Annotated in this window: 18 protein-coding genes, 2 pseudogenes and 1 riboswitch; of the genes and pseudogenes, 2 read left to right on the forward strand and 18 right to left on the reverse strand. The window is 68.2% G+C overall.

Annotated elements, in window-relative coordinates; genetic code table 11:
- Positions 1-77 precede the first annotated feature (77 nt).
- From GBA65_RS11165 to GBA65_RS11180, 4 genes are all read right to left on the reverse strand, one after another.
- Positions 78-866: a sulfite exporter TauE/SafE family protein gene (locus tag GBA65_RS11165; protein ID WP_207955702.1), complete on the reverse strand. Its 789-nt coding sequence runs from the start codon at positions 864-866 to the stop codon at positions 78-80.
- 91 nt (positions 867-957) lie between these two features.
- Positions 958-3000 (reverse strand): ATP-dependent DNA helicase RecG, encoded by a 2043-nt coding sequence (gene recG / locus GBA65_RS11170; protein WP_166396620.1) that lies wholly within the window; start codon positions 2998-3000, stop codon positions 958-960.
- 106 nt (positions 3001-3106) lie between these two features.
- Positions 3107-3922 (reverse strand): DegV family protein, encoded by an 816-nt coding sequence (locus tag GBA65_RS11175; RefSeq protein WP_166396621.1) that lies wholly within the window; start codon positions 3920-3922, stop codon positions 3107-3109.
- Positions 3922-5556 carry a DAK2 domain-containing protein gene (locus tag GBA65_RS11180; protein ID WP_166396622.1) on the reverse strand — a complete coding sequence of 545 codons (1635 nt, stop codon included), beginning with the start codon at positions 5554-5556 and terminating at the stop codon, positions 3922-3924. Before GBA65_RS11180 ends, GBA65_RS11175 begins: the two co-directional genes overlap by 1 nt.
- 175 nt (positions 5557-5731) lie before the next feature.
- On the opposite strand from GBA65_RS11180, the gene rpmB reads away from it, so the two are divergent.
- The gene (gene rpmB / locus GBA65_RS11185) at positions 5732-5959 is read left to right on the forward strand and encodes a 50S ribosomal protein L28 (RefSeq protein WP_166396623.1); all 228 of its coding nucleotides are present in this window, start codon (positions 5732-5734) and stop codon (positions 5957-5959) included.
- 73 nt (positions 5960-6032) lie between these two features.
- Here rpmB and ribH read toward each other — a convergent pair whose 3' ends face one another.
- The 7 genes and pseudogenes from ribH to rpe all read right to left on the reverse strand — a co-directional run bounded on the left by ribH (position 6033) and on the right by rpe (position 10435).
- The gene (ribH, locus tag GBA65_RS11190) at positions 6033-6557 is read right to left on the reverse strand and encodes a 6,7-dimethyl-8-ribityllumazine synthase (protein ID WP_166396624.1); all 525 of its coding nucleotides are present in this window, start codon (positions 6555-6557) and stop codon (positions 6033-6035) included.
- A 10-nt stretch (positions 6558-6567) separates the two neighbouring features.
- Positions 6568-7770, reverse strand: a complete 1203-nt coding sequence (locus tag GBA65_RS11195) for a bifunctional 3,4-dihydroxy-2-butanone-4-phosphate synthase/GTP cyclohydrolase II (protein ID WP_166396625.1) — start codon at positions 7768-7770, stop codon at positions 6568-6570.
- Positions 7760-8011: pseudogene (locus tag GBA65_RS26420) on the reverse strand (riboflavin synthase); the annotation flags it as partial. The pseudogene GBA65_RS26420 and the gene GBA65_RS11195, both read right to left, overlap by 11 nt.
- A 202-nt stretch (positions 8012-8213) precedes the next feature.
- Positions 8214-8351 (reverse strand): annotated as a pseudogene (locus GBA65_RS26425) (riboflavin synthase); the annotation flags it as partial.
- 58 nt (positions 8352-8409) lie between these two features.
- Positions 8410-8748: a dihydrofolate reductase family protein gene (locus GBA65_RS25210; RefSeq protein WP_166396626.1), complete on the reverse strand. Its 339-nt coding sequence runs from the start codon at positions 8746-8748 to the stop codon at positions 8410-8412.
- The gene (gene ribD / locus GBA65_RS11210) at positions 8718-9512 is read right to left on the reverse strand and encodes a bifunctional diaminohydroxyphosphoribosylaminopyrimidine deaminase/5-amino-6-(5-phosphoribosylamino)uracil reductase RibD (protein WP_166396627.1); all 795 of its coding nucleotides are present in this window, start codon (positions 9510-9512) and stop codon (positions 8718-8720) included. Before ribD ends, GBA65_RS25210 begins: the two co-directional genes overlap by 31 nt.
- Position 9513: 1 nt before the next feature.
- A riboswitch (FMN riboswitch) is annotated at positions 9514-9686 on the reverse strand.
- 68 nt (positions 9687-9754) lie between these two features.
- A complete protein-coding gene (gene rpe, locus GBA65_RS11215) occupies positions 9755-10435 on the reverse strand; it encodes a ribulose-phosphate 3-epimerase (RefSeq protein WP_166396628.1) in 681 nt (226 codons plus the stop codon).
- A gap of 265 nt (positions 10436-10700) precedes the next feature.
- On the opposite strand from rpe, the gene GBA65_RS11220 reads away from it, so the two are divergent.
- Positions 10701-11186 (forward strand): GNAT family N-acetyltransferase, encoded by a 486-nt coding sequence (locus GBA65_RS11220; protein WP_166396629.1) that lies wholly within the window; start codon positions 10701-10703, stop codon positions 11184-11186.
- 129 nt (positions 11187-11315) lie between these two features.
- Here the strand turns inward: GBA65_RS11220 and GBA65_RS11225 are convergent, their stop codons facing one another.
- The 7 genes from GBA65_RS11225 to GBA65_RS25220 all read right to left on the reverse strand — a co-directional run bounded on the left by GBA65_RS11225 (position 11316) and on the right by GBA65_RS25220 (position 20867).
- Positions 11316-12068 carry a sigma-70 family RNA polymerase sigma factor gene (locus GBA65_RS11225; RefSeq protein ID WP_166396630.1) on the reverse strand — a complete coding sequence of 251 codons (753 nt, stop codon included), beginning with the start codon at positions 12066-12068 and terminating at the stop codon, positions 11316-11318.
- Between the two features lie 762 nt (positions 12069-12830).
- The gene (locus tag GBA65_RS11230) at positions 12831-13031 is read right to left on the reverse strand and encodes a hypothetical protein (protein ID WP_166396631.1); all 201 of its coding nucleotides are present in this window, start codon (positions 13029-13031) and stop codon (positions 12831-12833) included.
- A 932-nt stretch (positions 13032-13963) separates the two neighbouring features.
- Complete coding sequence (locus tag GBA65_RS11235) at positions 13964-15175, reverse strand: type II secretion system F family protein (RefSeq protein WP_207955704.1); 1212 nt, start codon at positions 15173-15175, stop codon at positions 13964-13966.
- A gap of 33 nt (positions 15176-15208) precedes the next feature.
- The gene (locus GBA65_RS11240) at positions 15209-16351 is read right to left on the reverse strand and encodes a type IV pilus twitching motility protein PilT (protein ID WP_166396632.1); all 1143 of its coding nucleotides are present in this window, start codon (positions 16349-16351) and stop codon (positions 15209-15211) included.
- A gap of 90 nt (positions 16352-16441) precedes the next feature.
- Complete coding sequence (locus GBA65_RS11245) at positions 16442-19498, reverse strand: ATPase, T2SS/T4P/T4SS family (RefSeq protein ID WP_166396633.1); 3057 nt, start codon at positions 19496-19498, stop codon at positions 16442-16444.
- 63 nt (positions 19499-19561) lie between these two features.
- Entirely contained in the window at positions 19562-20068 is a 507-nt protein-coding gene (locus GBA65_RS26430) for an endolytic transglycosylase MltG (RefSeq protein WP_407691012.1), read from the reverse strand.
- Between the two features lie 58 nt (positions 20069-20126).
- Positions 20127-20867: an endolytic transglycosylase MltG gene (locus GBA65_RS25220; protein ID WP_166396635.1), complete on the reverse strand. Its 741-nt coding sequence runs from the start codon at positions 20865-20867 to the stop codon at positions 20127-20129.
- Positions 20868-20875: the final 8 nt, after the last annotated feature.

The raw sequence follows: 20875 nt of genomic DNA on the forward strand, positions 1-20875 counted from the left end.
GGGGCGCTGACGCCCGGACCGTGCTTGGCTTCGAGCCCCGTTCCGGCAACTTCGATGCCCGCTTGACCTCTGGTGTCCTACGCGGCAAGGATGCGCCAGATCCCGACGACGCCGAGCACGACGATGACGCCGCGCAGGACGGCCGGGTGGAGCCGGCGGCCCACGCTCGCTCCGACGAAGCCGCCCGCGAGCGAGCCGACCGCGATCAGGCCGGCCGCCGTCCAACTGATGCGGTCGTATGCGACGATCGTGTAGGTGCAGGCGGCGACGACGTTGACGGCGAGCGCGAGCAAATTCTTGAGGGCGTTCACGCGCTGCAGCGTCTCGGGGACGAGGACGCCGAGCGCGCCCACCAGCAGGATGCCCTGGGCGGCGGTGAAGTAGCCGCCGTAGACCCCGATCAGGTACGTGGCGCCGAAGGCGGCGGGCTCCCTCCCGGATCTCCCCTCGCGCTTGGGCCCCTTGGCGGCTTCGCGCTCGCGGCGCCGGGCGAGCGCCCGCTGTATGCGCGTCTGGGTCACGACCAGCACGAGCGCGAGGACCAGCAATACGGGCACCACCGCCTCGAACGTCTCCTCGGGTAGGCGCAGGAGAAGCCACGCGCCGGTAACCGCGCCAAGGAGCGACGCGGGCAACAACCGGAACACGCGCCGCCTCTGCCCCGCAAGCTCCCTGCGGTAGCCCCAGGTGCCGGAGACGCTGCCGGCTACCAGGCCGATCGCGTTGCTCATAGTCGCGGTTACCGGCGGAAAGCCCAGAGAGAGCAGGACCGGGAAGGTGAAGAGCGTCCCCGAGCCGATGACGGCGTTTATGGCGCCGGCGGCGGCGCCCGCCAGAAGAACGATGAGCATCTCCACGAAGCTCACCGGCGGCCCCCACGGGCTGCGAGGCAGAGCCCATCACGAAACAACTCTCCCACGCGAGCCTCCCCGTCGAGTCTGCCGGCACCGACCACCGCTACTCCTTGAACAGCCAGTCCACGTCCCGGCCGAGGAGGTCGCGGATCTCGCGCCTGAGCGGGCGGTGGTGGGGCTTGCGGAGGGTCGGGTCATCGGCGACGAGCTCGAAGGCCTCGCGGCGGGCCTCGACGAGGATGTCGATGTCCCGGAGGAGCTTGGCGATCTTGAGGTCCGGCATCCCGCTCTGGCGGGCCCCGAAAAGGGTCCCCTCGCCCCTGATCGCGAGGTCCACCTCGGAGAGCTTGAAGCCGTCCTGGTGGTCGCACAGGGCGTCGAGGCGCTTCTGCGAGTCGTCGGTCTTCGGGTCGGCGACGAGAAAGCACTTCGGCGGATGGAGGCCACGGCACACCCTCCCCCGGAGCTGGTGGAGCTGGGAGAGGCCGAAGCGCTCGGCGCCCTCGATCACGATCGCGCTCGCGTTCGGCACGTCCACCCCGACCTCGACGACCACGGTGGCGACGAGGACCTCGATCTCGCGCGAGCGGAACGCCGCCATCACCTCGCGCTTCTCCTGCGCCTTCATCCGTCCGTGCAGCAGGCCGACGCGCCGCTCCGGGAAAATCTCCGTGACGAGCTCGTCGTACAACTCCTCCGCCGCGCGGACGTCCTCCAGGGCCTCCGACTCCTCGACGAGCGGGCAGATCACGTACGCCTGGCGCCCGGCCTCAAGCTCCTCCGCGACGCTCTCGTACGCCTCGTAGCGCTCCGCGACCGCGATGGCCCGGGTGTCGACGGGCTTCCTGCCCGGGGGCAGCTCGTCCAGGATCGAGACCTCCAGGTCCCCGTAGAGCGTGAGCGAGAGCGTCCTGGGTATGGGCGTCGCCGTCATGATGAGGGTGTCGGGCGTCACCCCCTTCTCCTTGAACTCCGTCCTCTGCCCCACCCCGAAGCGGTGCTGCTCGTCGACCACGACGAGCGAGAGGTTGTGGAAGTCCACGCCTTTCTGGATCAGGGCGTGCGTGCCGACGACGACGTGGGCCTCGCCGCCCGCGACGGCTTCGAGCGCTGCGCGGCGCTCTTGTGCGCCCTGCGAACCCGTCAGCAGGACCACGTTCACGGGCAGGTCCTTGAGGGCCGCGGAGATGGAGAGGTAGTGCTGCTCGGCGAGGACTTCCGTGGGGGCCATGATCGCGCCCTGCCCCCCGGACTCGACCGCCGAGAGGAGCCCCGCGACGGCGACGACGGTCTTGCCGCTCCCGACGTCGCCCTGGAGGAGCCGGCGCATCGGTTTCTCCGAGCGCATCCCCTCGAGGACCTCCCCGATGACGCGCTCCTGCGCCCCCGTCAGACCGAAGGGCAGCGCCTTGAGGAACGGGTTGAGCAGGCGCCCGTCGCCCCGGTGCCTCCGGCCCGTCTCCGTCTTCTCCAGCCGGGCTTTGCGGGCGGCGAGACCGGTCTGGATGAGGAAGAGCTCGTGAAAGACGAGCCTGCGGGTCGCCTCCTTCAAGCAGTCCCTGTCGCTCGGGAAGTGGATCTCGTGGATCGCGTCGTGCAGGTTCGGGAGGTTCTGGCGGGCGAGTATCGCTGCCGGCAGGGGGTCGAGTATGCGGCCGGCGCCGTCGAGGCCGCGGTGGATCAGGGTCCGCGCCCGGCGCGCGTTAATGGCCTTGTTCGCCGGATAAACGGGCACGAACCTGCCGGCGTGCGCGGACTCGCCGAGCGTCGCGGGATCGTCGACGACCTCGATGCTCTTCGCCGCGAGCTGCAACCCGTACTTGCGCTGCACCTCGCCCGAGACCACGACCCAGGTGTCGGGGACGAGCTGGTTGAGGAGCCAGCCGCGGCCCCAGACGGTCGCGGGCATGTACCCCGTCCCGTCGTAGAGCTGCGCGGAGAGGCCGGGGACGCGTCCCCGGACGGGCCTCCCCACGGGCTTCACGTTCACCACCCGCGCGACCACCGTCGCCTTCTCGCCGACGCGCAGGTCGGAGATCGGCTTGACGTTCGAGAGGTCCTCGTGGCGGGAGGGGTAGTGGGAGACGAGGTCCGCCAGCGTCCGGACGCCGAGGTCCCCAAGCGCCGCCGCGATGCGCGGGCCCACCCCGGGAAGCTCGGTGACGGGCCGTTCCCTGAGCTCCGGCAGCGTCGTCCGCCAGGAAAGGCGAGGGGGAGGTACCGTCTCCCGGACGGCCCCCGGTGAGGCCTCGTTAAAGGTAGGCCACGCCATAAGCACCGGGCCCGACGTGGGACCCGACGACGCCCCCGATCTCGGCCACGAACCGCCCCCTGTTCCCGAGCGCCTTCATCAGGTCGTCGAGCGCGTCGGGGGCGTTGACCTGGCCGTAGGCGATCTGGCGCCCCGACTCGACGAGCGGCTTGACGTCGTCCACGATCGCCGCCATCTGGCGCTTGCGGCCCCGCGCCCGCTTGTGCGGCACGACCTCCCCGTCCTCGAGGCGCAGGACCGGCCGGATGTCCAGCGCCGTCCCGAGGAGGCGCTGCGCCCGGCCTATGCGCCCGCTCTTCTCCAGGTACTCCAGGGTGCCGACGGCGAAGTAGATGCCGCACCGGCGAACCGCCTCCTCCACCGCCCCCTTGACGTCCTCGAAGCCGCCACCCTCGTCCGCGACCCTGAGGGCCTCCAGGAGGATCAGGCCGGACCCCATCTCGGCGGTCTTGGTGTCGATCACCTCGACGTGACGCTCGACCATCCCCGCCGCCGAGAGCGCCGACCCGTACGTCCCGCTGAGCTTGCTGGAAAGCGTGAGGACGAGCACGTCGTCGTACGCGCTCAGGGACTCGTACGCCTCGACAAAGGCCCCGGCCGAAGGCTGGGAGGTGGTCGGGAAACGGGAGGAGGTCTTCAGCTTCTCGTAGAACTCGGCGTTGGAGAGGTCGACCTTGTCCGTGTAGGTCTCGTCCGGGCCGAAGCCGAACGTCAGCGGGACCACCCGCACGTCCGGCCTCTCCACTACCCCTTCGGGGAGGCTCGTCGTCGAGTCCGTGACGATCGCCGTCGTCATTACTCGGCCACCATCTGCAAGGGATAGAGGGGCTGTCCCCCATCCTTCACCTCGACCTCGACCGCCTCGTCCAGGGTCCTTATCCTCTCGGCGACCTTTCTCGCGGAGTCCTCGTCCATCCCGTAGCCCCGGAGCAGGGTGACGACGTCGGCCCCCTCCGCGAGCATCCTCTCGACGAGCCGGACCGCCGCGTCCTCGACCCCCTGCTCGACCGCGACGAGCTCGCCGTCGAGGAGCCCGATGTACGCCCCCTCGGGGACCTCGCGGCCCTCGACGCGGGCCTCGCGGACGGCCTGGGTCACCTCGCCGCACCGCAAGCCAGAGACGATCTCGCACATCTCCTCCACGACCTCCTCGGGCTCCCCCTCGGCGTCGTAGCCGACCATCGCGGCGAGGCCCCCGGCGATGGTATGCGTCGGGACCACCCGGACCTCGACCTCCACGAGGCCCGCGACCTGCCCGGCTGTCGGTACCACGTTCTTGTTGTTGGGCAGCAGGATCACGGTCCTCGCCCCCGTCTGCTCCACGGCCCGGACGAAATCTTCGGTGCTCGGGTTGGCGCCCTGCCCCCCCTCGACGACCACCGCCCCCATCGACTCGAAGAACGCGCGGTTCCCGGCCCCCCGGCTCGCCACGACGACCCCGAGGTCCGCCGCGGGCGTCTCGTCCGCGTGACCTACCCGGGCCCTCGTCTGGGCCTCCATGTCCTCGACCTTGACCCCGGAGAGGCGGCCGTAGCGCCCGGCGAAGGAGATCGCGCCGCCCGGGTCCTGGGTGTGGAGGTGGACCTTGACGAGGTCTTCGTCCGGGATCACGAGCACGCTCTTGCCGACCTCGTGGATCCAGGCCCCGAACCCCTCGGCGTCGCCGGAGAAGCCGTTGACGACGAACTCGGTGCAGTAGCCCCAGGCCTCCTCGGCGGAGTGCTCGATCGTGCCCTTGAGCAGCCCCTCGTTGGGGACGGACTCGTCGTCATCGTCGAGCTCGAGCTCCTCCCCCGACAGCGAAGCCCGCAGCGCGTCGAGGATCACCGCGACCCCGTAGCCGCCGGCGTCGACCACCCCGGCCTCCCTCAGCGCCCTCAAGAGCTCGGGGGTCCGCCTCACCGACTCGTGCGCCGCGCGCGCGGCCTCCCGCAGCACCTCCGCGGGGTCGCTCTTGCCGCCCTCGACGAGGGCCTGGGCCGCCGCCGCGGCGTCCTTCATCACCGAGAGCATCGTCCCTTCTACGGGCTCGCGCACCGCCGCGTACGCCCGCTCCTTCGCGCCGCCGAGAGCCTCGGCCAGCGCCTTCGCGTCGAGCGAGCGGGCCTGCCCCAGCTTCTCGCACGCCCCGCGCAGAATCTGGGAGAGGATGACGCCCGAGTTGCCTCTCGCGCCCATGAGCGCCGCCCGGGAGACGGCCCTGGCGGCGTCCTCACCCCGCAGGTTAGGAGAGCTGGAGACCGCCTCCATCACGGAGCGTAGGGTGAGGAGCATGTTGGTCCCGGTGTCCCCGTCCGGGACCGGGTAGACGTTCAGGGCGTCGATCTTCGCCGCGCGAGCCTTGAGGGCGGCGTAGGCCGCCCCGACGACGACCTTCAGCTCCGACTTGGGCAGTACTCCTTCTTCGCGACCCTCGGCCGTGCGGCTCATCAACCTTCCTCTTCCCCATGGACGGCCCGTGCGGGCACCACCGTATTCTAAGTGTTGCGGGATGGAAACTGGTGTACAATCTTCGCCCGGAGCCCGTCTTTAGGTCGTGCGCAGCGAGCCACCACTTATGGGCCCCATCCGATATCGGCCGGTATCCTAGCACAGGAGAATTCTCGTGGCTAAAGTCTGTTATTCCTGCAAGAAGGGCCCCAACTTCGGCAACGCCCGGAGCCACTCCCTGCGCGCCACCCGGCGCCGCTGGAACCCGAACCTGCAGAAGATCCGCATTCAGGAAGGCGCCTCCGTCAGGCGCGAGTACGTCTGCACCTCCTGCCTGAAGGCCTTCAAGGTCCAGAAGGCCGCCCCGAGCATCCGACCCGCCGACGCCACCGCTACCGCCTAGGCAACCTCTCCCCGCTACAACCGGAGCCCCGAGCCCCTACTGGAGGCTCGGGGCTCTTCTCGTCGGTCGCCCCTCAGGCCTGCCCCACCCGCGGGGAGGCGGAGTGCTCCCCGCGGCCGGCGCGCTCGTCGATGCGCTCCACGAGCGAGGCCATCTCGATGGCCGTGACGGCGGCCTCGAAGCCGTGGTTGCCCGCCTTCGTGCCGGCGCGCTCGATGGCCTGCTCTATGTTCTCCGTCGTCAGGACGCCGAAGATGACGGGCACGTTCGTCTCCAGCGAGACGGAGGTGACCCCGGAAGAGGCGGCGCCCGCGACGTAGTCGAAGTGGGCGGTGGCGCCCCGGATCACGGCGCCTAGAGTGATGATCGCGTCGTAGCGGTCCGAGACGGCGAGGCGCTTCGCCGCCAGCGGCACCTCGTAGGCCCCCGGCACCCACGCCACGTCTACGGAGGCGAGGTCGCCCCCGTGGCGCTTTATGGCGTCGAGCGCCCCGTCGAGCAGCGCCTTGACGACGAACTCGTTGAAGCGGGAGGCGACGATCGCGAACCGCCGCCCCGCCGCGCTCAGGTGTCCCTCGATGATGTTCGGCTCGTTCAACCCGGTTCCCCTAGATGTTGTCGAAGACGTGGTTGAGCTTCTCCTTCTTCGTCTGGAGATAGCGCTTGTTCTCGCCGTTCGGCGTGATCTCAAGCGGCACACGGTCCGTGATCTCCAGCCCGAATCCCCCGAGCCCGACCACCTTGGTGAGGTTGTTGGTCATGAGCCGGATGCGGGAGAGGTCGAGGTCCTTGAGGATCTGGGCGCCGAGGCCGTAGTCCCGGAGGTCCGGGGCGAAGCCGAGCTTCTGGTTCGCTTCTACCGTGTCGAGGCCCTCGTCCTGGAGGTGGTACGCCTTCATCTTGTTGAGGAGGCCGATGCCGCGCCCCTCCTGCTGCATGTACACGAGGACCCCCTCGCCCTCCTTGGCGATCTGCGCCATCGCGGAGTCGAGCTGCTGCCCGCAGTCGCAGCGCAACGAGTGCAGGGCGTCGCCGGTCAGGCAGGCGGAGTGGACGCGCACGAGGACGTCCTCCTTGCCCTCGGGCTCGCCCATGACGAGCGCCAAGTGCGTCAGGTCGTCGACGTCGTTCTCGTAGGCGCGCAGGCGGAACTCGCCGTGGTCGGTGGGCAGGCGCGTCTCGACCGCGAACTTCACGTGGCGCTCGTAGCGGCGGCGGTACTCGATAAGCTGGGCCGTGGTCACGAGCTTGACGCCGTGCTCCTCGGAGAACTTCTCGAGGTCCGGGACGCGGGCCATCGTGCCGTCCTCTTTCATGATCTCGCAGATCACGCCGGCGGGCTTCAGGCCCGCGAGGCGCGCGAGGTCGACCGCGGCCTCGGTCTGGCCGGCCCGCTGCAGGACGCCGCCGGGGCGGGCGCGCAGGGGGAAGATGTGGCCCGGCATGACGAGGTCGTCCGGGCCGGTGGCGTCGTCGACGGCGACGCGGCAGGTGTGCGCCCGATCGGCGGTGGAGATGCCGGTCGTGATGCCGTCCTTCGCCTCGATGGAGGCGGTGAAGGCCGTGTTCATGCGCGAGGAGTTGTGGGTCGCCATGTCCGGGATCTCGAGCTTGTCGATCATCTCCCCGGCCATAGGCAGGCAGATGAGCCCCCGCCCGTGCGTCGCCATGAAGTTTATGTCGTCGGCGGTGACGAGCTCGGCGGCCATCGTCAGGTCGCCCTCGTTCTCCCGGTCCTCGTCGTCTATGACGATGACCATCTTTCCGGCCTTGATGTCCTCCAGGACCTCGTCTATCGGGCTAAACGGCATCTTCTCTCCTATCTTTTAATTGCGAGACTCCGCTGCTCTGCGCCACGCTCCCCAGCCGGGGCCCGAGGAGCTTCTCCACGTACTTGCCTATCACGTCCGCCTCCAGGTTCACCCGGTCGCCGGGGACGAGCCCCTTGAGGTTCGTCGCCTCCCTCGTCTGCGGCAGGATGGAGACGGTGAACGAGCCCTCGCGGACGGAGGCGAGGGTGAGGCTGATCCCATCTACGCAGACGCTCCCCTTCTCGACGGCGTACCTGAGGACGCTCTGCGGGGCCGAGAACTCCCAGAGCTCGGCGTCCCCTCGGGCGTGACGCCAAGGACCTCCCCGACCCCGTCCACGTGCCCCTGCACGATGTGGCCCCGAAGCGCTTCTCGGGGGTCATGGCGCGCTCCAGGTTGACGGCGTCGCCCTCCCCGAGGCCCCCGAGCGCCGTCCGCCTGAGCGTCTCCTGCATGGCGTAGAAGACCAGCTTCTCGCCGTGGATCTCGTTGACGGTCAGGCATGCCCCGTTGACCGAGACCGAGTCGCCGATCCCGGTCCCCTCTGCGAGCCTCCCGGCCTCCACCTCGATCCGGGCCATCTCGCCCCCTTCGAGGGAGGCGACGCGCCCCGTCCCTTCGACCAGCCCCGTAAACACCCTAGCTCTCCTCCGTTCTCGCCGGGTAGAGCGTCAGCGCGACGTCCTCCCCGAACCTCTCGACCTCATCGACGCGGAACCCCGGCGCCCTCCCGACCGCGTCCACCGCGAGAGACCCCATGAGCGGCGTCCCCCCCGAGCCCAGCACCTTCGGCGCGTAGAACACGGTGAGCTTGTCGGCCAGGCCCTCGCGGACGAACCTCCCGACGGTCTCCCCGCCCCCTCCACGAGCACGCCGCGGACGCCCCGCCGCCCCAGCTCGTCCAGCACGTAACCGAGGTCCATCCCCCGCCCGAGCCCCGGGCGCCGTCACGACCTCCACGCCGCGCCCGCGCAGCACCTCCCCGTCGCGGCGTCGGCGTCCTCGCCGGAGAAGACGAGCACGGGGTCCGCGCCAACCGTCTCGACGAGCCGGCTCTGCGGGCTCAGGGTCAGATGCGGGTCGAGGACGACGCGGAGGACGGGCGGGGCCGCCTCGGGGAGGTCTCGCGGGGTGAGGAGGGGGTCGTCGAAGCGAGCGGTGCCCGCGCCGACGAGGACCGCCCCGGCCTCGGCGCGCAGCTCGTGGGCGCGCCGTCGGGCGGCCTCGCCCGTGATCCACTTGCTCTCCCCGCCGGAGGCGGAGATCCTGCCGTCCAGCGACGACGCGAGCTTGAGGTGCACGAACGGCCGTCCCGTGGTCATCAGGTGGAGAAACTGCTCGTTCTGGCGGGCGAAGGACCCGTCGTCCAGAACCTCGACCGCCACCCCGGCCTCGCGCAAGAGCTCCATGCTCCGGCCGCGCATCTTGGGGTTCGGATCGAGGTGGCCGGCGACGACGCGGCCGATGCCGGCCCTCAGGACGGCGTCCGTGCAGGGGGGCGTCTTGCCCTGGTGGTTGCAAGGTTCGAGGGTGACGAAGAGCTCGGCCCCGCGCGCCGCGGAGCCCGCCGCGTCGAGGGCCACGACCTCCGCGTGCTCCCTGCCCGCGCGAGCGTGCCAGCCCTCGCCTATGATCCCGCCGTCACGCACGACGACCGCCCCTACGAGGGGGTTCGGCGCCGCCGTGTAGCGTCCACGCTCCGCGAGTTCGCGGGCGCGGCGCATGAATACGTCCTGAGACAACGCACCCTTTCTCCCATCCGGACTCTGACCGTCGGCGCCGGACTACGGCTGGCGAGACCAGCCTTCACCGGCTCAACCCCGGATCTCTCCGTGAGGTTCGCGGGCTTTCCGCGGGACACAGTGCCCGCGGGATCACCGCCGGTGCGGGAATTCCACCCGCCCCCGAAAAGCCATACGGGGCAAAGGTACCACGCGCTCCAAATGCTTACAAGTAACGCGTGTTCGCCGCGGAGAGGGAGGCGTCAGGCCGGCCCCAGCGCCCCCTCTCCGGCCTCGACGATCCCGCGCATCCGGGCCGCCCTGTCCCCCCTGAAGACGGCGGAGCCGGCGACGAGAACCCGCGCTCCGGCCGCGACCATCAGGGGGGCGGTCTCCTCGGTGATGCCGCCGTCGACCTGGATGGGGAGGTCCGTCATCTCCCGCAGCCGGCGGACCTTCCCGACCATCTCAGGGATGAACGCCTGCCCGCCGAAGCCGGGGCTCACGCTCATCACGTTCACGTAATCGAGGTACGGCCACGCGTACTCCAGAACGCTCGGCGACATCGTCGGGCTCAGGGCGCAGCCTGCGTCAAGGCCCGCGTTCTTTATCGCTTCTAGGGTGCGGTGCAGGTGGGGGGTGGACTCGGGTTGCACCTGGATGCTCGCCACCCCCGCCTCGACGAGGGCCGGGATCAGGGAGTCCGGACGCATGACCTGCAGGTGGGCGTCCACGGGGAGGTCCGTGGACGCCACGAGCGCGGCGGCGACCGCGGGCCCCACCGACAGGTTCGGCACGAAGTGGTTATCCATCACGTCGAAATGGACAAGCTCCGCCCCCCCGGCCTCCACCCGGCGAACCTCCTCGGCGAGGTTGGCGAAATCGGCCGCGAGGATGGAAGGAGCGCCCACTACCCTGTCGCCGACCGATCCAAAGAAACCCAAAGAATTACGCTCCTTCCGGGCGGCGCGAGCCGCGAAGAACAGCAACGGAAGGTCGGAATTCTACAGCACAGTCTGGAGTGCGGGCTCCCAGCAAACCTGACCGCGAGAAGGTGCGCGACGCGCGACGAAACCCGCGCTATCGGCCGAACCCATGGTCGCGCGGCGGCCGTCCTACCCGATGCGATCTCCTGCGCGTAGCGCCTCCCGCGCTTAGAATCGTGGCACGTACCCTGGGGAGAAACCGGTGTCGGGAGGTGTGTCAGCCATGCGGCCACGGATTCGGCCGTTCGAAGATCGAGACGCCGAGGCGGTAGTCGACTTCTCGCTGAGGGCGTGGGCGCCGGTCTTCGCGTCCCTGGAGAGGACGCTGGGGTCGGAGATCTTCCGGCGGCAGCATCCGGACTGGCGCGAAGACCAGCGGCGCGCGGTGGAGGACGTCTGCGACGCAGAGAACGGGCGGGTATGGGTCGCCGAGGTAGAAGGAGCCACCGTCGGCTTCGTCGCGGTCGAGCTCCATCATCCGGAGCGCGGCATGGGCGAGATCTCCATGCTGGCCGTCGACCCGGACCACCAGGGCGGTGGCATCGGAACGGCCCTGACCGAGTTCGCCCTTGAGAGGCTCAAAGAAGCCGGGATGAGAGTGGCGATGGTCGAGACGGGGGGAGACCCCGGGCACGCAGCGGCGCGCCGCACCTACGAGAAGGCCGGATACGTCCACCTGCCGATAGCCAGGTACTTCAAGAACCTGTAGCCACGAGGGGCCGGAGAGTGCCCGAAGATCCCCTCCTCATCGGTTCGCGTTCCGTACCGGTTCGCCGCAAGAGGCTACCGCTCGCGGCTTTACCGCCGTGCTTCGCGCGCCACACGGACGGGGTCGCCGCTAGCGGCTGATCCTGTCCTTCAGGGACTTCATCGAGGAGGCGATGATGCGCGAGACCTTGCGCTGGGGGAGCCCGAGGCGCTTGCCGATCTCCGTCTGGGAGAGGTCCTTGTAGAAGAAGAGGTAGACCACCTTGCGCTGAATCTCGCTGAGAGAGTCCAGGCCCTGCTCCAGGAGGATGCGGTCCTCCACCGGCAGGGAGAACGAGTCGTACTGGAGGCTCTTGATCGCCCCGATGTTCGGCTCCTCGCCGTCGAAGCCGGGGGCGTCGAGGGAGGAGACGTTCGTGTTCAGGAAGAGCTTCATCACCTCCATCACGCCCTCGGGGGTCACGTTCACCTCCGTGGCGATCTCGTCGACGAGCGGGGGCCGGCCGAGCTCCCCGGTGAGCTTCGTCGTCGCCTCGGCGATGCGGGAGTAGAGGCTCCGCGCCCACCGCGGCCTCTTCACGAGGCCCGTGTCGCGGAAGTGGTGGCGGAGCTCGCCGTCGATCATGGCGTAGGCGTAGGAGCTGAAGCGGGCGTTCGAGTCCGTCTTGTAGCCGTTCACGGCCTTGATGAGGCCCACGTAGCCGACCTGCAAGAGGTCCTCGTAGGTCTCGCCCGAGGAGCCCGAGTAGCGGCGGACGATGTGGTTGAGGATCTTTCCGTGGATCGAGAAGATCCGCTCCACCGCCCGTCGGTCGCCCTTCTCGCGGTAGGCCCGTATGAGCCGCACGACGCGGTCGTTCTCCACCTGCCCCACGGCGGCCATAGGGTTCCGCTATCCCCTTCTGTAAGGTCTCAGCCTACCTCGGAGCGCGAGGCGCCGAGGGTCGGACGGATGATCTCGAATGCTTCGTGCCGCCCTCCCTCAGCGCAACCGGAAATTCCTTGAAGGGTCGCCGGGAGCGCTGCAGAGATGGCAACTTTTCCACGATCGTTCCTCACGCCCTCAACCCCTTCCGTCCGGGTCCGTCAGATCTAGCGACTACATGGTTATCGGGCAGCGCGAGAGAAACCTTTAGCCGCGCTTCAAGTGCATGCCTCGGAACTTCCGGACAGGCGAGCAGATCGACGCCCATGCTCGCATGGTTACGCCCGGCCTGCACGGTCCCATCCGGAGAAGTTGCCACCGGGAAGGCTCCTAGCGTTCCCTGCGCGCCACCGGAGCCGGGTCGGCTCTTACCAGCGACCGGGGGCACCATTCAAGCTGGACACAGGGTTCGCCCGCGCGACGGAGCTTGGCGCTTTTACAGCTTCAACTACCGTGCTCCAGCGATGAGGAATCGCTCGAAAAAGGTAAAATCAACGTCCGCTTCCGGGTACGGCTCAGACAAGTACGAAGGGCCCCGATGTCTACGGCGTCCCGCAGGTCTGTCTCCGATGTACTTCCTTGACCACCAGGAAAACGGCATGCTTCGTTTCGCTTGGAACACTAAGGGACCCGGACCTGAAACCCTGCCCGTCACGGACCGAGCGTTCGGTTCGTGCGCATGTGCTGCCGATCGAGGAAACGTCGGTAATGGGGTGGCGGCTAGTCCTCGTTCAGGAGCGCCTCGATCTCTTCGTCCAACAATACCAGCTCCCAGCTCCGCACCAGCGCCCCATTTTCGAAAGCGCCGAAACCCTTCACCCGCATCACTTCGGGGTGGCTGGCAACGGGTTCTGCGTCCACGACGACGTCTTTGGCGAGACGGGCGTACCTGGGGACGTTTTGCGTTATCCGTATCTTCATAGCTCCTCCATTTGCCATTCTTGCATACGAGCGGGCTCTGATCTTGTGCGTTCGCTTACGTTTCGTTGGCCGCCTGCCTTGTCTGGCTGAGTACTATAGGCTCGCCCGAGAGGATTCTGGAAGGCTATAGTCCTTGCGGGTTGGATGCCCACTGCTTGGAACGGTCAAACTCCGGGCGCGGCAGAGCTCATGCACTGGAGACTGCGGACGATGCACGCATGAGAGGGAGTGAGATGAACCTGGTGGCCAGAGTTGAAGCTTCTGGCTCCTCTTCGGTAGGATCCTGGCCGTGATCGTTCGGGGTCTCGTCGTGGAAGACGAGCAAAACCCCTTGAATCTGCTCCGGAAGTACCTGGAGAGGGAGGGGTTCGAGGTCCACGGTGCCCTCGACGGTCTAGAGGCGCTCGAGGTCGCCCGGCGGACTGAGCCCCTGCCGCCCGCGCTCCTTGCATCCACTGCCCGTCCCCCTACTGGGTCCTCCCGGACCCGCTCGTATGCTCCGTAATGGGTCGCACCCGCCCCGCAAGCATCGACCCGCCATCCGTGCGGCTTCTCCGCCCTTGGCACCGCCGATCCGCACAGGCCGTTCTACTTCGACACCTACATACAGACCGGTTAATCCAGAATCGAATGCACATCTTCGCCACACCGAACCGGTTTAGAAGCGACAGAGCGTCGCGGCAGAGCCGCCGAGAGCCACGCTCGGGCCGAAAGCCCCGGGAGCGAAGAGGCTCAGGAAGTCTGCAGACATACTAGACGACTTGAGCGCGAAGGGCTTATGCCATTCGTCGTCGATAGCCGAAGCTACGCTCGTTACGGAATCAAACCCACTGTACCGAACGCTGCCCGGCACAGTGGGTTTCGAGAAACGCTTCAGAATCGAGGCTAATCGAGGTTGAAACCCCGGGTTATCCTCAGACCTTACATCTCCGCTACTCGATAAGCTCGAAGATCTTGAACATCGGCAGGTACATCGCCACGATTATGCCGCCGACGATGCCGCCGACGACCACGATCATCAACGGCTCGATGATCGAGGTCAGCGCCTTGACTGCGGCGTCGACCTCCGACTCGTAGAACTCGGCGATCTTCGTAAGCATCCCGTCGATGTCGCCCGTCTCCTCGCCGACCGCGATCATTCGGGTCACCATCGGAGGGAACGCCGCCTCCTCTTCGAGCGGCTGGTAGATCGGCAGGCCCTCCCGGATCGCCTGGCGGCTCTTCAGGAGCGCCTTCTCGATCACCCAGTTGCCGGACGACGTCGCCGTGATCTCCAGGGCCTGCAGAATAGGGACGCCGGCCGCGCTCAGGGTGCCCAGGGTGCGGGCGAAGCGGGCGAGGGCGACCTTGTGGATGATGTCCCCGATCTTGGCCGGTATCTTCAGCATCGCCGGATCGACGACCTTGCGCCCGTTCTCGGTCTTGCGCCACCTCAGGAAGAAGACCACGCCGCCGATCAGACCCGCGTAGACGAAGACGCCGAAGATGCTCGTCAGGATGCCGGAGAGGCCCATCGCGACCCTCGTCGGGAGCGGCAGGTCGCCGCCGAGGTCCTCGAACATCTTGGCGAAGATCGGGACGATAAAGATCAGCATGAACGAGGCGGCCAGGATCGCGAGCACGAGGACGACGATGGGGTACGTCATCGCGCTCTTGACCTTGCGGCGGAGCTCTTGGTCGTTCTCGAGCTGCTGGGCGATGCGGAGCAGCACCTCGTCGAGGATGCCGCCGATCTCGCCGGCGCGGACCATCTCGGTGTAGAGCTTGCTGAAGATCTTCGGGTGCTTGTCCAGGGCCTCGGAGAGGGCGAGGCCCGCCTCGACGTCCTTGCGCACGTCTTCGAGGACGTCCTTGAGCTTCTTGTTGTCCGTCTGCTCGGTGAGGACGTAGAGGCACCGCACGATCGGGAGGCCGGCGTTGATCATCGTCGCGAACTGGCGCGTGAAGACGACGAGGTCGGCGAGCTTGACCTTCTTAAAGGGCTCGAGGATGTCCTTCTGCCCGACGCCCTGCTCCTTGATGTCGATGACGAGCAGGCCCTGCTGCCTCAGCGCCGTCGCCACGCTCATCGTGTCGTTACCCTCGATCTTGTCCTCGAGGATCTCGCCCGCCCGGCTACGGGCCTTGTAGGTGAATTGCGCCAAAGTAAGCCTTCCTCTCCGTCCTACCCCTGGGGCCTAGCGCCGACTTCCGAAGGCCGCGTAACCGGATTTCGCAGGCGCCGCCGCTACGGGCGCCTGCGGCGTCGCGCCGGAGCCGCCCATCAGCCGCTTCAACTCGTCGGGGTTGCTGGAGCGCTTCTCGGCCTCCTCGCGCGAGATCTCGCCCTTACGGACGAGCTCCACGAGGGCGGCGTCCATCGTCTGCATCCCGAACTTCCCGCCCGTCTGCATGGCGGAGTAGATCTGGTGGTTCTTCCCCTCGCGGATGAGGTTCCTGACGCCCGGCGTCGGCACGAGGATCTCGCAGGCCACGACCCGCCCCTTGCCGTCGCGCTTCGGGATCAGGGTCTGCGTCACGATGCCCTGGAGCGCGATGGCGAGCTGCGCCCTGACCTGGCCCTGCTGGCTCGGCGGGAAGACGTCGATGATCCGGTCGACGGTCTGCGGGGCGTCCTGGGTGTGGAGGGTGCCGTAGACGAGGTGGCCGGTCTCGGCCGCGCTGATGGCGAGCCCGATCGTCTCGAGGTCGCGCATCTCGCCGACGAGGATGACGTCCGGGTCCTGCCTGAGCACGTGCTTGAGGGCCTGGGCGAAGGACTTGGTGTCCTGGTTGACCTCGCGCTGGTTCACGATGCACTTCTTGTGCTGGTGGAGGAACTCTATGGGGTCCTCCACGCTCATGATGTGCTCGGCGCGCTCGCGGTTGATCTTGTCGATCATCGAGGCGAGGGTGGTCGACTTGCCCGAGCCGGTCGGCCCCGTGACGAGGACGAGCCCGCGCGGCTTCTCGGCCATCTGCTCGATCGCGTGCGGGAGCCCGAGCTCGCTGAAGTCCTTGATCTCGTGCGGGATCGTCCGGAACGCCGCCCCCATCGAGCCGCGCTGAAAGTACACGTTGACACGGAAGCGGGCCGTCCGCGGCAGCGTGTACGCGAAGTCGAGCTCCCACTCGCTCTCAAGCCGCTGGCGCTGGTCGTTGGAGAGGATGTCGTAGACCATCTCGCGCGTCATCTGGCCCGTCAGCGGCGGGTAGTCCAGGGGCTGGACCTTGCCGTGTACCCGGATCATCGGGGGCAGGCCCACGGTGATGTGCAGGTCGCTGGCCCCCGCTTTTATGGCGTCGAACAGGTAGTCGTTGAGCCCGCTCTCTAGCATCATCTCGTGTTCCCTCCGCAGTGTTAGTCGGTTCCGCTCAACGACTTATCGGCACAACCAAGCCGGAACTTTAGCCGCTTACAATGCTTGGCGCTAGATTACGGTCCGCAGGATCTCCTCGATCGTGGTGACCCCGGCGGCGGCCTTCAAGAGCCCGTCGTCGCGGAGCCGGACCATCCCCTCCTCCTCGGCGACCCGCCCGATCTCCAGCGTGGACTCGCCGCGCAGGATCATGCCCTTTATGTTGTCGCTGACGACGAGGAGCTCGTAGAGGCCGACCCGCCCGCGGTAGCCGGAGCCGCCGCACCTGTCGCAGCCGACGGCCTTGTGGAAGTCGAGGAAGGCGGCCTCCGGGACGTGCTTGAAGGGGAACCGTATCCCCTCCAGGATCTCCCGCTCGAGCTCCACCGGCTCCTTGCAGTTCTCGCACAGGCGCCTGGCGAGCCGCTGCGCGATCACGCAATCCACCGCCGACGACGTGAGGAACGGCTCCACGCCCATGTCGTTCAGGCGGCTCACCGCGCCGGGCGCGTCGTTGGTGTGCAGGGTCGCGAGGACGAGGTGGCCCGTGAGCGCCGCCTCCACCGCGATCTTGGCCGTCTCGAAGTCCCGGATCTCGCCGATCATCACGATGTCGGGGTCGGCGCGCAGGATGCTCTTCAGGGCGCTCGCGAACGTGAGGCCGGCCTTGGGGTTGGTCTGCACCTGGTTGACCCCGCGCATCCGGTACTCGACCGGGTCCTCGACGGTGATGATGTTCTTCTCGGGGGTGTTGAGCTCGTTGAGCGTGGCGTACAGCGAGGTGGACTTGCCCGAGCCCGTCGGGCCGGTCACCAGGATCGCGCCGTACGGCCTGCGGAAGACCTCCTCGTACTGGGCGTAGACCTTCGGCGGGAAGCCGAGCTTCGTCAACTCGACGGTGGCGTTCGAGGTGTCGAGGAGCCTCAGCACGATCTTCTCGCCGAACACGGTCGGTAGCGACGCGACGCGAAGGTCGATCTTCTGCCCGCCGAGCTTGACGCTGAAGCGCCCGTCCTGCGGCACGCGCTTCTCGGCGATGTCGAGGTTCGCCAGGATCTTGAGGCGCGCGATGACCCCGTTCTGCAGCTTCGGGGGGACGGTCATCGACTCGCGCAGCACGCCGTCCACCCTCATGCGGACCGCGAGCTCGCGGGCCTGCGGCTCGATGTGGATGTCCGAGGCCCCGTCGCCGACGGCCTGCTGGAGGATGGAGCTGACGAGCCGGATGATCGGGGCCTCGTCCGGCGAGGTCTCGACCCCGAGGTCGAGGTCGCCGTGGTCCTGCTCGACCGTCTCCTTCGAGGCCTCCTCGAGAAACTCGGAGATCTCGTCGCTCATGGCGAAGACCTTGTTGTGGACGCGCTGTATCTCCTCCTCGAGCGCGACCACCGGCGTGATGGGGTGGCCCGAGATCATCATCAGGTCCTCGAGGGCGTAGATGTTGGTCGGGTCGCTCATCGCGACCACGAGGCGCCCGCCCTCGACCCTCAGCGGCATGACCCCGTGCCTGCGGAGTACCTTCTGCTCGACGAGGGAGGCCGCCGCCCGGTCCACGTCGCGCTCGGTGAGCTCCACGAAGTCCAGCCTGAGACGCCGCGCCAGGGCCTGAGCGAGGTCGGTCTTCTCGATGTGGCCGAGGGAGAGCAGGATCTTGCCAACCTCGCGAGGGTCGTCCTGCTGCATGGCGAGGGCTACGTCGAGCTGCTCCTCGGTGACCTTGCCCATGGAGAGCAGGATGTCCCCGATCCGGCCTCCACCGACGGCGACCTTCCGGTTCCTCGTCCCCTCGACGCGCTCCAGGGTGCCGCTGTCGCCGGCCTGCCGCCCGAGGGGAACACCCTCCGTCGGCGCCTCGGCCGTACCGTTGGAACCGACCACGAAGCCGGTCGAGGACCCGTTCTGCGGCCCCTCGGGCGGGGCGTCCGGGCCGGGCTCCTCGACCGGCGGCAGGGGTTCCTGACCACCGCCTTCGGCCTCGGGCTCGTCCACGACGTCAGGGTAGAGGTCCTCGTCGCCGAACAGGGCGGCGAAGGCCCCCTTGAGGTCCTCCTCCGTCGCGACGAGCGGGGTGATCGGGTGCTTCGCGATGATCCTCAGGTCCTCGAGGGCGAAGATGTCGTTGGGGTCGCTCATCGCGACGATGAGCCGCCCGTCCTCGACCCTCAAGGGCAGGGCCATGTACTTCCGGAGCGCCTCCTCGTTTACGAGCTCGATCGCGGCCGGGTCCACCTCGTCCTCGGAGAGGTCGGCGACCACGACGAAGTCCAGCTTCAGGCGCTCGGCCAGCGCCCTTCCGAGGTCGGCGGGCGTGACGTAGCCCAGGGCGACGAGGATCTTCCCGAGGTCCCTCGGGTCGTTCTTCTGGAGCTCGAGCGCCTGGTCGAGCTGGCCCTGCGTCAGCTTGCCCTGCGAGATCAGGATCTCCCCGGTCTTTCTGGCGCCCCTGATGTTCCTGCGTCCGCCGCCGCGCGCCGCGGGCTCCCCCCGCGCGCCGTTCGGCTCCGCGACGGGCTCGCCGAGATCGGCCTCGGGCTGCGCCCCGGGCTCGACCCTCCTGGCCTTCCTCGCGGCCTCGGCGTCCCCTGCCTCGGTCTCCTCCGTCGCCCTGTAGGCCTGGACCGCGTCGGCGAGCTCGGCGAGGGCGCCGTCCACGACGGCCCCGTTGCCGAAGAGCTGCTCCTGCAGCCGCCGGACCGCGTCCTCGGCGGCGACCACGGTGGTGATCGGGTAACCGGCGCTGATCGTGAGGTCGCTCCTGGCGTAGATGTCGTTGGGATCGGTCATCGCGACGATGAGCCGCCCGTCCTCGACCCTCAGGGGCACCGCCTTGTGCTGCAACAGGACGTCCTCTTCTATGATCCCGAGTACCTCGGGGTCCACGTGAACCTCGAAGAGCGCCACGTACTCCACGTTGAGCCTCATGCTCAACGCCTGGGCCAAGTCGTCCTCGTTGATGTAGCCGAGGGAGACGAGGATCTTGCCTATGTTCCTGGTATCGGACTTCTGGATCGCGAGGGCCTCGTCTATCTGCTCCTCGGTGACCTTGCCCTGCGCGACGAGGATCTCGCCGATCTTCTTCTCCTTGAAGACCCCGTCGCCCTTCCCCGTACTGCTGCTGTAGGAATGCATCGCTTGTTACCCCACTTCGGGCTCGCGCCCGATCTGCGTCCATTGACCCAGGTACCGAGGGCCTTAACCCCCGCGCCTGTTCAAGTATTCCTCACCGGCCCCCGCGCCTCCACGGTCCGGCCCCGAACCTCTCGGCTCGCGGGCCACGATGCTCCCCGGCGGGGGATCTGCGGTCGTGTCCGACGGGCCCGTTCCTCCGTCCGGTCCGCCAGACGCCACGGCCCGCAGAGCTTCCGCAACGGCCTCCACATGATTATCGGCAGCGCGGCGCCAGACCTTTAACGTACCCCCCGGCAGGCCGCTCCGCTGCCCGGTCAGCGCCCGGCCTCGCTCTTGGCGGCGAGAAACTCGTCGTAATCGTTCGTAAAGAAGTGCTTTCGGCCGTCGGCCTCCAGCACGTAGTAGAGGTAGTCGGTCTCGGCGGGCTCCAGGGCGGCGACGAGGGAGTCCCTGCTGGGCTGGCGATGGGCCGGGCGGCAGACCGGGGTTCGCGTAGGTGTTGTAGGGGCTCTCCACCTCGAGGTCGGCGAGCGAGAGGTTCTCCTTGGGCTCCCCCAGGGCGTACTGCACGGTGGCGTCGATCTGCAGGGCATGCCGGCGCGTATGCGGTTGTAGATCACCGAGGCGATCATGGTCCGCTCCTCGGGTTGGCCGACTCCCTCTCGACGAGCGACGCCACGGTGACGAGCTGGTACTCGGTGAGGTTGAACCGGTCCTCGGCGGCGGCGAAATCGAGCGCCTCGGTCTCTATAAGGTACTGCTCCAGGAAGCGGTCGATCATGCCCTCGGCCCCGGTCCCCTTCTCGAACTGGTAGCTTTTCGGGAAGAGGAACCCCTCGGTGCTCCCTATGGCAGGATCCTCCAGGAAGGCGTAGCCGTAGTCCGTGCGGCCCGCCGCCGCCTCGAACTCCGCGGCGGGAACGCCGCCCTCGGCCTCTACCGTCCGGGCCACCTGCGCGATCGTGAGCCCCTCGGGGATGGTGACCGCGAAGGTCGAGACGTCCTCCTCCTCGGACGAGAGGGTGGCCAGGATCTCCTCCCCGCTCTCGCCGGGGGCCAGCCGGTACTGGCCGGGCCTGAGCTGCGTGGCGCCGCCCCGCACGCGGGCCTGCAACTCGAAGAGGGCGCTGCTGCTGATGACGCCGGCCTCGTCGAGCTTGTCGGCGACGCTCGAGAGCGTGTCCCCCTCCTCCACCGTGACGGTGACGGGCTCCTCCTCGCCGCCGCGCAGGGCGGACCCCACGAGCACGACGATCCCGACCAGGACCCCGAGGAGCAGCAGGACCATGAACATCCGCGCGAACGGAGACGTCCCCTTGCGCCTGCGCCTCTTCGGCCTCGGCCGCGAAGAACGCCGGACGGCGCTCAACCGGGCCT

The sequence above is a fragment of the Rubrobacter marinus genome (genome assembly GCF_011492965.1).
Classification (GTDB): Bacteria; Actinomycetota; Rubrobacteria; order Rubrobacterales; family Rubrobacteraceae; genus Rubrobacter_F; species Rubrobacter_F marinus.

Coding starts and splice junctions, on each gene's coding strand:
- GBA65_RS11175 (WP_166396621.1), bottom strand. CDS start 3,922: ATGACGACGGCGATCGTCACGGACTCGACGACGAGCCTCCCCGAAGGG.
- GBA65_RS11180 (WP_166396622.1), bottom strand. CDS start 5,556: ATGAGCCGCACGGCCGAGGGTCGCGAAGAAGGAGTACTGCCCAAGTCG.
- GBA65_RS11195 (WP_166396625.1), bottom strand. CDS start 7,770: ATGCCGTTTAGCCCGATAGACGAGGTCCTGGAGGACATCAAGGCCGGA.
- GBA65_RS11220 (WP_166396629.1), top strand. CDS start 10,701: ATGCGGCCACGGATTCGGCCGTTCGAAGATCGAGACGCCGAGGCGGTA.
- GBA65_RS11225 (WP_166396630.1), bottom strand. CDS start 12,068: ATGGCCGCCGTGGGGCAGGTGGAGAACGACCGCGTCGTGCGGCTCATA.
- GBA65_RS11230 (WP_166396631.1), bottom strand. CDS start 13,031: ATGAAGATACGGATAACGCAAAACGTCCCCAGGTACGCCCGTCTCGCC.
- GBA65_RS11240 (WP_166396632.1), bottom strand. CDS start 16,351: ATGATGCTAGAGAGCGGGCTCAACGACTACCTGTTCGACGCCATAAAA.
- GBA65_RS11245 (WP_166396633.1), bottom strand. CDS start 19,498: ATGCATTCCTACAGCAGCAGTACGGGGAAGGGCGACGGGGTCTTCAAG.